Annotated in this window: 12 protein-coding genes; 7 read left to right on the top strand and 5 right to left on the bottom strand. The window is 34.7% G+C overall.

Annotation, left to right across the window (positions count from 1 at the left end; all coding sequences use genetic code 11):
• Positions 1–3 precede the first annotated feature (3 nt).
• On the top strand, positions 4–1,827 hold the full coding sequence (locus ACFQZ1_RS21470; protein WP_377884191.1) for an APC family permease: 1,824 nt from the start codon (positions 4–6) through the stop codon (positions 1,825–1,827).
• A gap of 398 nt (positions 1,828–2,225) precedes the next feature.
• Here the strand turns inward: ACFQZ1_RS21470 and ACFQZ1_RS21465 are convergent, their stop codons facing one another.
• From ACFQZ1_RS21465 to ACFQZ1_RS21455, 3 genes are all read right to left on the bottom strand, one after another.
• A complete protein-coding gene (locus ACFQZ1_RS21465) occupies positions 2,226–2,591 on the bottom strand; it encodes a DUF4180 domain-containing protein (protein WP_377884190.1) in 366 nt (121 codons plus the stop codon).
• Between the two features lie 371 nt (positions 2,592–2,962).
• Positions 2,963–3,160 (bottom strand): tautomerase family protein, encoded by a 198-nt coding sequence (locus ACFQZ1_RS21460; RefSeq protein WP_377884189.1) that lies wholly within the window; start codon positions 3,158–3,160, stop codon positions 2,963–2,965.
• Between the two features lie 525 nt (positions 3,161–3,685).
• Positions 3,686–4,096, bottom strand: a complete 411-nt coding sequence (locus ACFQZ1_RS21455; protein ID WP_377884188.1) for an SRPBCC family protein — start codon at positions 4,094–4,096, stop codon at positions 3,686–3,688.
• A 1,581-nt stretch (positions 4,097–5,677) separates the two neighbouring features.
• On the opposite strand from ACFQZ1_RS21455, the gene ACFQZ1_RS21450 reads away from it, so the two are divergent.
• The 4 genes from ACFQZ1_RS21450 (at position 5,678) to ACFQZ1_RS21435 (ending at position 10,149) form a co-directional block, all read left to right on the top strand.
• Positions 5,678–6,667 carry a permease gene (locus ACFQZ1_RS21450; protein ID WP_377884936.1) on the top strand — a complete coding sequence of 330 codons (990 nt, stop codon included), beginning with the start codon at positions 5,678–5,680 and terminating at the stop codon, positions 6,665–6,667.
• Between the two features lie 16 nt (positions 6,668–6,683).
• Complete coding sequence (locus ACFQZ1_RS21445; protein WP_377884187.1) at positions 6,684–7,628, top strand: TIGR03943 family putative permease subunit; 945 nt, start codon at positions 6,684–6,686, stop codon at positions 7,626–7,628.
• A 444-nt stretch (positions 7,629–8,072) separates the two neighbouring features.
• Positions 8,073–9,020, top strand: coding sequence for a CobW family GTP-binding protein (locus ACFQZ1_RS21440; RefSeq protein ID WP_377884186.1), 948 nt, complete (start codon positions 8,073–8,075; stop codon positions 9,018–9,020).
• Between the two features lie 178 nt (positions 9,021–9,198).
• Positions 9,199–10,149 carry a metal ABC transporter substrate-binding protein gene (locus tag ACFQZ1_RS21435; protein WP_377884185.1) on the top strand — a complete coding sequence of 317 codons (951 nt, stop codon included), beginning with the start codon at positions 9,199–9,201 and terminating at the stop codon, positions 10,147–10,149.
• A gap of 357 nt (positions 10,150–10,506) precedes the next feature.
• Here ACFQZ1_RS21435 and ACFQZ1_RS21430 read toward each other — a convergent pair whose 3' ends face one another.
• Positions 10,507–10,941, bottom strand: coding sequence for a hypothetical protein (locus ACFQZ1_RS21430; protein ID WP_377884184.1), 435 nt, complete (start codon positions 10,939–10,941; stop codon positions 10,507–10,509).
• Between the two features lie 31 nt (positions 10,942–10,972).
• A complete protein-coding gene (locus ACFQZ1_RS21425) occupies positions 10,973–11,257 on the bottom strand; it encodes a hypothetical protein (protein WP_377884183.1) in 285 nt (94 codons plus the stop codon).
• A 279-nt stretch (positions 11,258–11,536) separates the two neighbouring features.
• Here ACFQZ1_RS21425 and ACFQZ1_RS21420 point away from each other — a divergent pair, with 279 nt between their 5' ends.
• Together ACFQZ1_RS21420 and ACFQZ1_RS21415 are read left to right on the top strand one after the other, a co-directional pair.
• On the top strand, positions 11,537–12,955 hold the full coding sequence (locus ACFQZ1_RS21420) for a PepSY-associated TM helix domain-containing protein (RefSeq protein ID WP_445291728.1): 1,419 nt from the start codon (positions 11,537–11,539) through the stop codon (positions 12,953–12,955).
• A gap of 49 nt (positions 12,956–13,004) precedes the next feature.
• The gene (locus tag ACFQZ1_RS21415) at positions 13,005–13,139 is read left to right on the top strand and encodes a hypothetical protein (protein WP_377884182.1); all 135 of its coding nucleotides are present in this window, start codon (positions 13,005–13,007) and stop codon (positions 13,137–13,139) included.
• Positions 13,140–13,695: the final 556 nt, after the last annotated feature.

Raw genomic sequence — 13,695 nt, 5'->3', positions numbered from 1 at the left:
TCCATGTTTTCATCGTTCAAAAGGTTTTTAATTGGTAGACCCCTTAAATCAAACGCCTTAGGCGAACAAAAATTAAATAAGCTAAAGGCATTGGCTATTCTTTCATCCGATGCTCTTTCTTCCGTTGCTTATGGAACGGAGCAGATTTTAATTATTCTTGCAGCACTTGGATCGATTGCCTTTTGGTACTCTATTCCAATTGCAATTGGGGTTCTTATTTTATTAACCGCACTTATTTTATCGTACAGACAGATTATTTTTGCCTATCCGCATGGAGGAGGAGCTTACGTTGTTTCTAAGACAAATTTAGGTATAAATGCCGGACTCGTTGCTGGCGGCTCCTTACTGGTAGATTATATCCTTACCGTAGCTGTAAGTGTATCAGCGGGAACAGATGCGATTACGTCTGCGTTTCCGGCTTTACATCAGTATACCGTTCCAATCGCGGTCATACTTGTTATTTTCATTACAATCTTGAATCTTAGAGGAGTAACAGAATCTGCTTCTATTCTAGCTTATCCTGTCTATCTCTTCGTATTAGCACTCATTTTATTAATTACTGTTGGAGTGTTTAAAATTGTAACTGGACAAGCGCCGACAACTTTACATACACCTATTGGTACTGCAGTACCTGGCGTTACATTATTCTTTTTATTAAAGGCATTCTCATCTGGATGTTCTGCATTAACAGGGGTAGAGGCTATTTCAAATGCTATTCCAAATTTTAAAGAACCAGCTGCTAAAAATGCGGCTAAAACATTAGTTATGATGGGAACAATTCTAGGAGTCTTATTTACTGGAATCACGGTTTTGGCATTTTGGTACGGTATTGCTCCGAAGCCTACTGAAACTGTTGTATCTCAAATTGCATCAGATGTATTCGGAAGAAATTATGTTTACTACTTTATACAAGGAACAACAGCACTTATTTTAGTATTAGCTGCTAATACAGGATTCTCTGCATTCCCATTATTAGCTTTCAACCTAGCATCAGATAAATACATGCCTCGCATGTTTTTAATGCGCGGTGATCGCTTAGGATATTCAAATGGAATTTTGACACTAGGAATCGCTTCTATTATTTTAATAATTGCGTTTCAAGGAAAAACAGAGCAACTAATCCCGCTATACGCAGTTGGTGTATTCCTTCCTTTCACCTTGTCGCAAACAGGAATGATTGTAAAATGGTTACGCGAAAAGCCAAAAGGATGGTTACCTAAATTACTAACAAATTTAGTAGGGGCGCTTATTTCACTATCTGTATTACTGATTTTCTTTATCACAAAGTTTACACAAGTATGGTATGTCGTTATATTCCTGCCAATTATTGTGTACACCTGTCATCGTATTTATAAACATTACGATTCCGTTGGAGAACAACTACGTATCAATCCAAATGCAGTTTCTCACAAATTTGAAGGAAACATTGTCATCGTACCCGTTGCAGGAATCACAAAAGTAGTCGAACAATCCATTAATTATGCCGAGGCTATTGGTGATACTGTCATCGCCGTATATGTAGCCTTCGACAAAGAAAGTGAAATAAAAATGCAACAAAAATGGAAAGAATGGAAACCAGATGTTCGTCTTATTACAGTCGTTTCTTCTTACAGAAGCTTAATGAGACCTCTTACAAAATTAGTAGCTATGATTCAAGATAAAGCACAGGAAAATCATCAGTCAGTTACTGTACTCATTCCACAATTTATAACCAAAAAAAGTTGGCATAACATCTTACACAACCAATCAAGTGTTTTATTAAGGGTATACCTTTTATATAAAAAGAATGTTATCGTTTCAACTGTTCCGTTCCGATTTAAGAAATAGCTAGTAAACTATTAAATTTTTCTATCCTTGTACAAAAACAAGACCCCCTAACTATAAATGAGTTAGGGGTCTTGTTTTTATTAGTTAGTTTTTAATACTTCTTCCCACTGTTCATATTTTTCATGCGGAGAAACTTTTGGACATGCATCTCTCGTCTGTTAGTTATCATATTACATTATTAACATGATTACGGACTACTCTCTTTTCACATAATCAGTGTTATCGGTAGTTATTATTTTGGCTCTGTTAAATTTTAATGTTGAAAATTGGAGAAAATTAAAGGAAACCCTATTTTAAGGAGCTTCCTCCATTGTTGTTTAACTAACAGACTCCGCTACCTTAAGTACAACCTTTCACAATCCTTGATATATAAAAAGAATTATGTTCTTTAGTAATGATTACACTAAACTTAATTTTTCAATTGCCTGCTTTTCATCTGGAAAGAAAAATATATCCTTCCCTTTATTGCTCTCATAGATAAAGTCCTTCAAACTCTTACTTGAATATACAGAAAAGTTCCCTATAACAGCTATTTTCACATGATAATTGATAAACTTTTGTAATATTTCCCCTGCAAGTTTCGTACTTAAATGAAAAAAGTCCTCACATATTGCCGATTTATTCAAAATTATACGGTTACAGCCAGTTTCATACGCTACTGTCGCCATAAAATCCAATGCCGACTGAACATCTTTTATTAGTATCTCGCTACTGCTTATAACAGCAATTTCAATATTATTTTGTTTAACGGTATTTATTTTCATAATGGTCCTCCATTTCGGTAAATAAGTTTGTTGTACAATAATTAATCCTTTGATTTTTGTTTGATTTTCTGGAACATTAATACGTCTAATTATACTTAACAGTAGATGAACATTTCTATAATGGGGTAGCGTCCCGAAAATGCGGATTTACAACGTTAAGCTGTTTGCAACGTTAAAAATGAAGGATTTAACAACGATAAGACTTTTGAGACAAATCATATGAGACACTAGCAAGCTTTATTTAACACAAAATTGGTTAGGTCCCAATAGATTAAACCCTATTGATACAAAGTTTTCTGTCTTAGCGTTGTAAATTGTCAAAATCCTGATGCTACCCTTTATTGAACATTCGAGACCCTATAGCAAAATATTTACGACATCTTTCGAAAATCATCAGTCAATATTCCAGAAAACCCCCAGTTTTCATCCTCAATTTCTTGGATAACGATATGAGTATGTTCTGGCTTTTTACCGAGTACGTTAACAAGAGTAGTTGTAAATTCTTTTACTATTTGAGCTTTTTGTTCACGAGTTGCACCCTTCGTTATTTGAAGATTAATATATGGCATATTTACCCCTCCAATTATTTACATTGATAAATGCTATTTCTACTAATACATATCTCTTTCCTTCTAATTGAATTTCTTCACACTTCCTATAAACACGTAAGAAAGGACCAATGGCATCATTCCACAACAAATTCCTTTAGTTGAGCAATATTAGTGCGTATGAGGTAATGAGACAGATCTATCCTTGTTGGGCTATAAACCTCTTTTATATGGTAATTGTTTAATGTAGTGCAGTTCCTTTTAATAAATGTTGCTTTAAAATAAAGTTTGATCAAATTGATACTAATAACCTTGATAAACGCTCTTAATATTTTTAATCGGCTCCTTCTTTTTATAAAAAAGTTTGATCATTTCCTATCTATGTTGCTCCACAATCGCGCCCTTTAATGGAATAACTAAAATATGATCTCAATCCTAAAATCACTTAATTCTTCTTCAACTAACGCTACCCGTTACTTTAAATACAATATTTCACAATCTAGATTGATTGAGCGATGATGGCTCAATATTATTTTTCTAAGTTTACTATTTTACTTCCTTCTCAATGGTCTGCTTTATTACTTGAGATGCTCGATCAATGCGGATTCTCATTTCAGGTTCTGTATGATTTGGTAGAAAATCAGTGATCCAGACGAGAATACTTTCGTTCTCATCCTTTGCAAAAACTTGAAAAGAAGCATGATGATGAATTAAGGGTGGATTACTTCCTTCGACAACTGCATAAGAGAGCCGATATGTTTTGGCATCAATCGAAACAATCCGTTCACGTACTACTCCTCCATGTGGAAAATATAGAATTCTATCATTACCGTCTAACTGGGTATCCAAAGTATACCCTGGTACAAACCGTTGATGTACAGCACCAATATCACTCACTGCGTCCCATACTTGATCAGCATTTGCTTCAATTACGATTTCTTTACGAATAGTAGCCATATCTTTCTCCTCCTTACCCATTATTATATTTTTGATTAATATGTAAGTGGATCAAAAACTAAATAATTAATGTGTTTTTTTAAACTTTTCTATTTATTGGTTATTAGAAGCACAAAATTTACAATTAGGATCTTTACATAGTTCTCTATTATGCATAATGACATTTTAATTCAGACGTACTTTTCCTTTCACTATAAAAACCCCTTAGATAACTATATACAAAGGGGTAAAGCATCGTAACTTTTTTGCAAACATCGCGACTTTATTCAAAACATCGTATCTTTTTTATAAACATCGTGACTTTATTTTAAATCCACAATAAACGGCGAAGTTGTTCAACTATTCTGCCCCGTTAGTTGAACAAGAAACAATGCATACCGTATTCATGTGAAGTTTACATAACACATCATTATCAGCAGTAACCAAATCCTAGAAAGCCATTCATACCAAGAGTTTGTCAGCCTTCCGTTCTTTCCGCTGTATGCAGGATTTCATACCTCCCTGTCACAACAGCATTTGACAGTTCAAACCGTTCTCGTAGCCTGCATGAAATCCTGCATATCCTTAGCGTATAAAATCCACGTTTTACCATCAGTACCCCTTCTCCAACATACGAACTATACAAATTACAAAAATCCCTATCAAACTTTGAAAGTGCATCTCAATATCTATACACTAAAAGCCGAAGACCTTAAACTTGTCTTGAATTGTCCCTCTCTAAAAACCGAAATTAATTTTCACTTACATATTTGATTCTCCTAGCAAAAGACAAGAAGCCAGAAATCCCATGGGATAAGTCCCCTCCTTGTCCATTCCTTCGGTTTTAGGTTCGTCTAGGGATAAAAAAACTCATACCTTATTTAGAAATACACTTTTGGAATTCAACTGAGATACAACTTAAAATAACATTAATAGCATATACCAAGTAAAATCCTCTCAGGCTTCCTGTGTTTTCTATTAACAAGTACATATGTTTCATCGCAGAAGTAAGCATATTTATACTCACCTACCTCTCCCCTTTACATAAAGTGAAACTTCCATCAGTGGGGTTTTCTTCATCCCCCACTGATGGTTATTTGAACCAATCGGGCGCATGCCAGCAGTTATCTCCCACCTATCTTCTTCGCTTTTCTCTCAATCTTGAGGTAGGGGGCTTACTGCCCGTTAATACGGGATAAACTGTATATTCTATACATCTCATTATTAAAATTCAATGTGTCTAATAAACTATAAAAACTGACACAAAAAATATTTCATTTATCCATTAGTCAGTTAACTCTACTTGTCTCATCAAATAGGCTGTTTTCTATAATACGAGCATTCTTTCTTACAATTCGTACAATATTTTCACAATGCAGCGTCAGTATATAGTATGTACCTATGACTATATACTTGTTATAATCCAAATCGAAATGATTACGTTTTCTAACTATTAAATGGGTGTATTGGTTGTACAATCCAAGAAGATGTAAGAACAACATTAACTTCCCTTTTAAAGCTAAGAGTATTAAACGTGTTTTCGTTTACAGATGGATAGTACAACAAGGAGAAATTACATTGCCTTTATCAAAAAATTATAAGATGATAATTGGAATTTTATTGATAACACTTTTTATATTTCTTTTTTTCTTTATTGATTATACAAATCTTACTTATTTAAAAAGCGTCATTCCGACAAGTTGGTTAAATGTAAATACGATTTTTTTAAGTATTTTTTTTGAAGCCATTCCGTTTGTGTTAATTGGTGTATTTATTTCGGCTTTTATCCAAACATTTATTTCAGAGGATACATTAAAAAAAGTGCTTCCTAAGAATTATCTTCTTGCCATTATTCCTGCAGCACTCGTAGGACTTATTTTTCCCGTCTGCGAGTGCGCCATTGTACCTATTGTAAGAAGACTTATTAAAAAGGGAATGCCTCTTCATGTTGGAATGGTTGTTTTAGTAAGTACACCTATTATTAATCCTATTGTATTTGCCTCAACGTACTATGCATTCTCAACATTTCCCAACATGGCTTATTATCGCTTGGGACTTGCAGGTTTTGTATCTGTAATTATTGGACTTATCGTTTATTTTCTATACGGAAACAGCGATGTATTACGCGAAAGCAAGAAACCAGAAACACATCATCATGGAACTCATCATGTTCATAGAAGCCGTTGGCAAGAAACATTGTATCATGCCAGCGATGAATTTTTTGATACAGGAAAGTTTCTTCTTATAGGCGCTTTTGCCGCTAGTCTCTTTCAAACGTTTTTTGATCGTAGTTTTCTGATGGGACTTGCTTCAAATATACATCTGTCCCCCCTTGTCATGATGGGGTTTGGATTCGTTCTTTCTGTTTGTTCAGAGGCTGATGCTTTCATAGCCGCCTCTTTAAGTCATACATTTTCTGCCTCTTCTTTGCTGGCATTTTTAGTGTTTGGACCAATGATTGATTTCAAAAACACCCTTATGTTATTTGCTTATTTTAAAAAAGGGTTTGTTATAGAATTTATATGTATTGTTGCAGCAGTTGTATATATTGCCGTTTTAGCTGTTCCTATTCTTTTCATAGGAATACGGTGAGAGAGGAGAGAAAAGTATGGGCCACAGAGAAACACAATCGTTTCATATGTACGTTCGTGGAATTATTTTAATTGGTTTTGGAATGCTGCTGCTTAAGTTACTTATAACGGGACACATTGAGAACTTTATTGCTCCTAAAATGGTGAAATTTATTTATTTTACATTCTCTGTTGTGACATTGTTAGGTATTGTCCAAATCTGGAGAAGTGGTGAAAAAGAGAAATCTGGGTGTGGATGCTGTGATCATGATCATTCTCTTCCTCGCACTAAAAAAGGAGCCCTGTTGTTCTATTCTCTCTTTCTTACTCCAATTATTACAGCGTTCCTGTTTTCAGATCATACAATTGATGCAAGCATCGTTGCGAAACGCGGAGTGAGTTTAGCACAGAGACAACCAAAACAGGATTCAAATGGACAACCAGAACAAAATACAGGAGATCAATCAGGGCAAAGTTCAAGTGGACAATCAGGACAAAATACAGGAGATCAATTAGGGCAGGATTCAAGTGGTTCCACTACAACTCAATCGTCCACGGACGGAGGAGAGCAATCTCCAGGAGAGTATTATGATACATTACAAAAAAAGTTGATGAGTATGAATACAATTCAGATAGATGATGATAATTATCTGCCTGCAATGCAACTAATTTTGGGTAATGTCAAAGGATTTAAAGGAAAGAACATTACGCTTACTGGATTTATTTACAAAGGAAAAGATTATAGTAAAAATGAAGTTTTTATTGCAAGATATGAAATTACCTGCTGTGTGGCAGATGCCACAGTATGGGGGATGTTAGCAACAGGTAAAGAAGCAGCCTCTCTAAAGAACGGAGAATGGGTTACGGCCACAGGTGTTTTAGATCAAACAACTGAGAAGGATACTTCATCACCCCTTATAAAAATTACTGCAATAAAAAAAATTACTCCTCCGAAAACACAATATGTGTATCAAAAGTTTTAAGTTAAGCAGTGTTATCAAGATTGAAAATAAGGCTCTAGTGCAAAATATTTACTAGAAACACAGGGCCATTCATTTCTTTCGCATTCGAAGAGTAAAAATCTAACTCGAACCGTTTGTAGATAAATTCCTTTTGATGTTGTGGTCACACCACATCGCTATCAAGTTAACAATTTGGAATAGAAAAAATCCCTTCAGACATGAGAGCTGAAGGGATTTCTTATTCCTATACCTAGGAAACCACTTTATGAACACTTATATATTTCAAAGACACTCACTTTTCTTACTAGATAAGCTATTCCCTATAATAAGAGAATTCTTTCTTACAAGTAGTACAATGTTTTCATAAAATATTGTCAGTATATAGTATGTATTTATGACTATATATTTGTTATACTTTAAATCGTAATCATTACGTTTTAAATTCCCCATATTAGGAGGAGAAATATGAAAAATATACCCGTTTATATCATCTCAGGTTTTTTGGGAAGCGGAAAAACAACGCTATTAACTCATATTCTAGAGTACTGTAAAACCAAGAACATGAAACCTGCCATTGTACTAAACGAACTAGGGAAAGTTAACGTTGAGGCACATTTATTTGGAGATAGTCACGTATTTGAGCTGTTAAATGGATGTATTTGTTGTACGATTCAGGAAGACTTAAAGACAACATTAACTTCTCTTTTAGATTCACATGTTAAAAGCCCTATTGATGTTCTATTCATTGAGGGAACAGGTGTTGCTAATCCATTAGAAATTGTAGAAGCTATAGCTAGCCCACCTCTTGTTCATTTGTTTGATATTCAATCTATTATTAGTGTTGTGAATGCAAGTAGTTATTTAGATGAGCAAAGTATTTTTTCATTTAAATCTGTTCGTGAGTTACTTAAGAATCAGATTACAGGCGCCACTGTGGTCGTGCTAAATAAAGTAGACTTAGTAAATAAAAAGCAATTACAGAAAGTTCAAATGAAACTTGCGAAGGTTATAGATGCAAACACACAGGTGATGGAAGCTTCTTATGGAAGTGTAGATGTAGAAGAATTATTACAAAAGCGAGCAAATACTATTGTATATTCATCTCATCATTCTACATGTAGTCACAATCATCCTGAGCAAGATCATCACTCTTGTAATCATGATCATACACATCATCATGAACATCACAATGGAATTAAAACTATTACAATCCAGGATGTACCTCCAATATCTAGGGCACAATTTAAAAAATGGTTTACTTCTTTACCAGCAGGCATAGTGAGAGGCAAAGGATATATAGCATTAAAAGAAAGAGAAGGTGTTTATCCATTTCAATATAGTTCCAACCAATTGTACATTAGTAAATTCCCTCAAGAGCAAACTATGGAACCTTGCATAGTTTTAATTGGATGAGATGTAGATATTACTCACGTTCAAAACACCTATACGTCTCAATTTTCTTTACAATAAGTGAATTTTGAGATTGATATAAAATGAAAAAAGTGGCTCCCCTACCCTTTGATTGGAAAGAATCATATGAGTATGGATAATTATTATTTATATTAAATTTCAAAAGGAGAATGAGTACATCATGAAAAAATGGAAATATGGTGCATTAATAACCGCTTTGGCCCTTTCGACTGCTATTGCGGGCTGCTCTAAACAAGATGAGGCAAAGGGTACTACAAAACAAGACAAGTCTCTTAAGGTCGTAACAACCTTTTATCCTATGTACGACTTTACAAAAAATGTGGTTGGATCCAATGGAAAAGTAGATGTGTTAATTCCTGCTGGGACAGAACCACACGATTTCGAACCCTCTCCAAAAGATATTGCTAAAATTGAAGGTGCCGATGTGTTTGTATACAACAGTGACTCCATGGAAACATGGGTACCTAAAGTATTAAAAAGCCTTGATAATAAAAAAATAAAAGTGGTGGATGCAAGTAAGGATATTTCACTTATGGAAGGAACCGCTGAGGAAGAAGATAAGCATGCTGATAAGGCGCAAGAACATCCGATGGATCCCCATGTATGGTTAGATCCAGTGTTAGCCCAAAAAGAAGTAGAAAATATTAAGCAAGTAGTTATAGAAGCAGATCCAACTCATAAACAAGACTATGAAAAAAATGCAGATCAATTTACTGCAAAACTAAAAGATTTAGATAACGAGTTTAGAACAACTCTCGGTAATGCAAAACGTAAAGAATTCGTGACGCAACATGCAGCATTTGGGTACTTAGCAAAAGAATATGGCCTTACTCAAATTCCAATTGCTGGTCTTGCTCCTGATCAAGAACCAAGTCCAGCCAAATTAGCGGAACTTCAAAAGTATGTAAAGGACAACAATATTAAGGTCATTTATTTTGAGGAAATCGCTTCTCCAAAAATAGCAAAAACCCTAGCGGATGAAACGGGAGCAAAAACAGTTGTATTAAGTCCCATTGAAGGAATTACAAAAGAAGAACAAGACAAGGGAATTGACTATATTAGCTATATGAAAAAGAACTTGGATGCACTAAAACAATCTGTTATGCAATAGCAACAGTAGTGCGTTTTACAATCATGTAAAACGCACTTTTTGTGCTTGTACCTAAAGAAAAAAAGTGTATTTCGTCACCTACACATCACATTTGTGAAGCGGTGGACACCAATATGCTTTCCCCATTCCGGTTGACCTGTATCAAAGATTAAAACTAACTCCATTTCATTTTGGATGATTAAAAAAATTATATATATATTACTACAATGCTCCATTTTCATTATCACAAGAATTCATACACTGGAATTATTATGTGGCGAAAAAATTCATCTAATTTTATAACTAAAAAGCTGCCCAATAATCAAAACGGGCAGCTTCTTTCTGTGCTTTTTATCAAAAGTACATTATGAGTTAATGTTATTTTATAGATACGTCTAAATCTTTAGCAGCTGTATTTAGGTTATCGCGGTTAACTTTAATAAGATCTAAAGCCTTGTTTTTATCTTTATTGTTTAATGCATCTTCCAATGCATCAAATTTACTGTGCATATCATTCGCATATGTATCTCCCTTTTTGTCTTTCAGAGGACCAAGAATATTAGAGTGATATTCCTCATGCATTCCTTCAAAGGTATCACCAGCACCTTTAAAATCGTCCTTGTTAACGTCCGACTCGATGGTTGCTAGTCCATTTAATTCATCTTGTATTGCTTTTGCTATTTCGGTTTTACCAGGTACGGATTTCGATTGATCCGATTGATCATGTGTATGTTTTTGTGCAGTGCTACATCCAGCTTGGCCTAAACCCAATAATAGAATGAGTGAAACTGTTAAAAAACCTTTTACTCTCATTATTTATATCTCCTTTTCATTTGTTTAACTACTACAGTTTTGTATGATGTTTTGTTTTAAACCACATCCATATACCTGTGATACTCAAAATAACCATACAAATTGCACCCAAGTCAGTTAACCACTTTATTGATATATTACCCAAAGTCCCAGAATGAAGAGAAAAAAGGAACATTTGCATTTTCATTGCTGTATCTGAATTATATCCAATAAGAGAACGATGATTAAGCAATATTCCCGTTATCGCCATTATTAAAACTAACAAAGCCCCAATTATTCCAGCGATTCGGTGAATCACTCTTAAAATTCGTAACATAAATTTATCCCCTCAATCAGCTGTATACACCTAACTAAACCATTATACTTTTTAATTGAAACATCAACTATTACAGGTTTTTTTCAAACAGAACATTTTAAATTTAAATACAAACTTGTTTCTCAAAACTCTTACTTAGTGTATGTTACATTATTTCTTTTAGCCATGTAGAAGAATTTTAAATGAATTCAAGAAGATTTCACAAATCCCTCACACCTATTATATATATTAAAAATCGGATTTATAATCCTTGCTGACATGTATAAAGAGAAATAAGACATGAAAGAGATAGGGGGAGAACAAAGTATGTTTGCAGAACAACAAAAAGTAGATCACACTGCCACAAAAAATGCAGATAAGTCAGAGCTTTCAAAAGCGCAATCCTTATATCGAGCTGTGTGGCGTTGGCATTTTTATGCTGGTATTATTTTTGCTCCATTTGTTATTTTATTGGCAATTACAGGTATCATTTATTTATTTAAACCGCAAATTGAGAATGTAATGTACAAAGATTATTACTATGTACAAGAAGGGCAAGAAAGGATGACAACCGAAAAGCAGATAGAAGCTGTTAAAAAAGCTTACCCTGATGCTTCTATCACACGATATAAACCTTCTTTTGCAGCAGACCGTCCAGCAGAAGTCGGCATCACTGATAAAGACATAGCAATGACAGTATTTGTGAATCCCTACAATGGAAAAATCTTAGGAGACTTAAAGAATGACGAGAAATTCATGAATGAAGTGGAACGCCTGCACGGTGAACTCATGATGGGGACAACAGGAGATCGAATCGTAGAAATGGCTGCTTGTTGGGCAATGATTTTACTTATTACTGGATTATATTTATGGTGGCCACGCAATAGAAAATCCATCTTTGGCACGCTCATCCCGAGATTTTCTAAAGGAAAGCGTATTATGTTAAGGGATTTACATTCCGTTCCTGCTTTCTGGTTTTCTTTATTTGTCTCTATTTTTATACTAACAGGTCTTCCTTGGTCTGGATTATGGGGAGATTTCATTAACCGAATTGCAACAACTACACACACAGGATATCCAACAGGATTATGGGACGGTAATTTACCAACGTCAACAGTTCCATCTAAAGATGTAGCGAAAGTTCCTTGGGCTGCAGAAAATTTGCCAGTTCCAGAGTCTAAAGTAAGTGTAGCCCCTCTTTCTGTGGAACAAATCATGAAAATAGCAGATGAAAATAAAGTAGGGAAAGGATACTCTATTACCTTTCCAAAAGGAGAAAAAGGTGTATACACAGTAACTGTTTCTCCTGATAAGCCAGAAGGACAAGCAACTTTGCATATTGACCAATATAGCGGGAAAGTGCTGGCAGATTTACGTTTTAAGGATTATGGAATTCTGGCCAAAGCAATTTCTATCGGAGTGGCATTACATGAAGGGCATTACTTTGGCCTAGCAAACCAATTGTTAGATCTCATTATCTGTCTTGGCTTAATTGGTATTTCTTTGACAGGTGTTATGATGTGGTGGAAACGCAAGCCCTCTGGTACGTTGGGTGCTCCTTCTTTACCCAAAAACTTCAAATTAATGAAAGGTACAGTAGTTCTTATTATTGTACTAGGTATTGTGTTCCCGTTAGTGGGTGCTTCATTACTTGCTGCTCTTGCACTGGATTGGTTGGTAATAAAGAGAATACCGTCTGTGAAAAAATGGGTAGGATAATAAATTGCAGCGTACTATTTTAGAGTACTTATAGAGTAAAGGAGACTATATGAAAAAGAAAATCTTATCCTATATAGCAGCTAGTGTTTTAGTAGCAATTGGTGTGTACTTGTTTATAGACTACAGCAATAAAACGCAGGAAACTAAAGATACATCTACACCACCTTGTCATATAAAAAAATAGAATGCAGGAATTACTCATATTTTTCTGAAGAGTTTAAGAATGGATAAAAAATAAACCCTCAAAATCTCCTGTTAGCCATCCATGCGGCGAGGCGCGACATGAATGACTAACAAGAATCAATAGCTCAATAAACGAAAAAAGCCAATCCTTCCTTAGTGTACAGGAAATTGGCTTTCTCTATGTAAAAAATCGCTTAGCGTACAAAATTCCGACAGGACCCTTTCAATAGTGTTAACCTTCTTTTTTATATTAAATCCCCTTTTCTTTGCAAATACTACACATTACATTGTTAATATGATTACGGACAAACCTTTTTGCTATTGGCTCTGTTAAAGAATAATGTTGATAATCTAGCAAGTAAAAAAGAAACGAATCTCTTATTCAACTAACGCCCCATTAGCGAAACAAGAAACAATGTTTTATGATTGCTTATTCAATACAAACCAACCACTGTTTTGTTTCATTTTTGTTTTAAAAAATGACTTCCATATTAGAAATCCACCTCAAGACGCGTTTGCGTCTACGTGGGGGTAGTTCAATTTAGAGCCACGTATGA

The sequence above is a fragment of the Bacillus sp. CGMCC 1.60114 genome (genome assembly GCF_042676365.1).
GTDB classification, from domain to species: domain Bacteria; phylum Bacillota; class Bacilli; order Bacillales; family Bacillaceae_G; genus Bacillus_A; species Bacillus_A rhizoplanae_A.
This window is presented reverse-complemented; position numbering and strand designations above follow the sequence as displayed.

What these genes read in the sequence shown, in the direction of transcription:
- ACFQZ1_RS21470 (WP_377884191.1), top strand. Translation starts at nt 4, where the DNA reads ATGTTTTCATCGTTCAAAAGGTTTTTAATTGGTAGACCCCTTAAATCA.
- ACFQZ1_RS21465 (WP_377884190.1), bottom strand. Translation starts at nt 2,591, where the DNA reads ATGAAAATAAATACCGTTAAACAAAATAATATTGAAATTGCTGTTATA.
- ACFQZ1_RS21460 (WP_377884189.1), bottom strand. Translation starts at nt 3,160, where the DNA reads ATGCCATATATTAATCTTCAAATAACGAAGGGTGCAACTCGTGAACAA.
- ACFQZ1_RS21455 (WP_377884188.1), bottom strand. Translation starts at nt 4,096, where the DNA reads ATGGCTACTATTCGTAAAGAAATCGTAATTGAAGCAAATGCTGATCAA.
- ACFQZ1_RS21450 (WP_377884936.1), top strand. Translation starts at nt 5,678, where the DNA reads ATGATAATTGGAATTTTATTGATAACACTTTTTATATTTCTTTTTTTC.
- ACFQZ1_RS21445 (WP_377884187.1), top strand. Translation starts at nt 6,684, where the DNA reads ATGGGCCACAGAGAAACACAATCGTTTCATATGTACGTTCGTGGAATT.
- ACFQZ1_RS21440 (WP_377884186.1), top strand. Translation starts at nt 8,073, where the DNA reads ATGAAAAATATACCCGTTTATATCATCTCAGGTTTTTTGGGAAGCGGA.
- ACFQZ1_RS21435 (WP_377884185.1), top strand. Translation starts at nt 9,199, where the DNA reads ATGAAAAAATGGAAATATGGTGCATTAATAACCGCTTTGGCCCTTTCG.
- ACFQZ1_RS21430 (WP_377884184.1), bottom strand. Translation starts at nt 10,941, where the DNA reads ATGAGAGTAAAAGGTTTTTTAACAGTTTCACTCATTCTATTATTGGGT.
- ACFQZ1_RS21425 (WP_377884183.1), bottom strand. Translation starts at nt 11,257, where the DNA reads ATGTTACGAATTTTAAGAGTGATTCACCGAATCGCTGGAATAATTGGG.
- ACFQZ1_RS21420 (WP_445291728.1), top strand. Translation starts at nt 11,537, where the DNA reads ATGAAAGAGATAGGGGGAGAACAAAGTATGTTTGCAGAACAACAAAAA.
- ACFQZ1_RS21415 (WP_377884182.1), top strand. Translation starts at nt 13,005, where the DNA reads ATGAAAAAGAAAATCTTATCCTATATAGCAGCTAGTGTTTTAGTAGCA.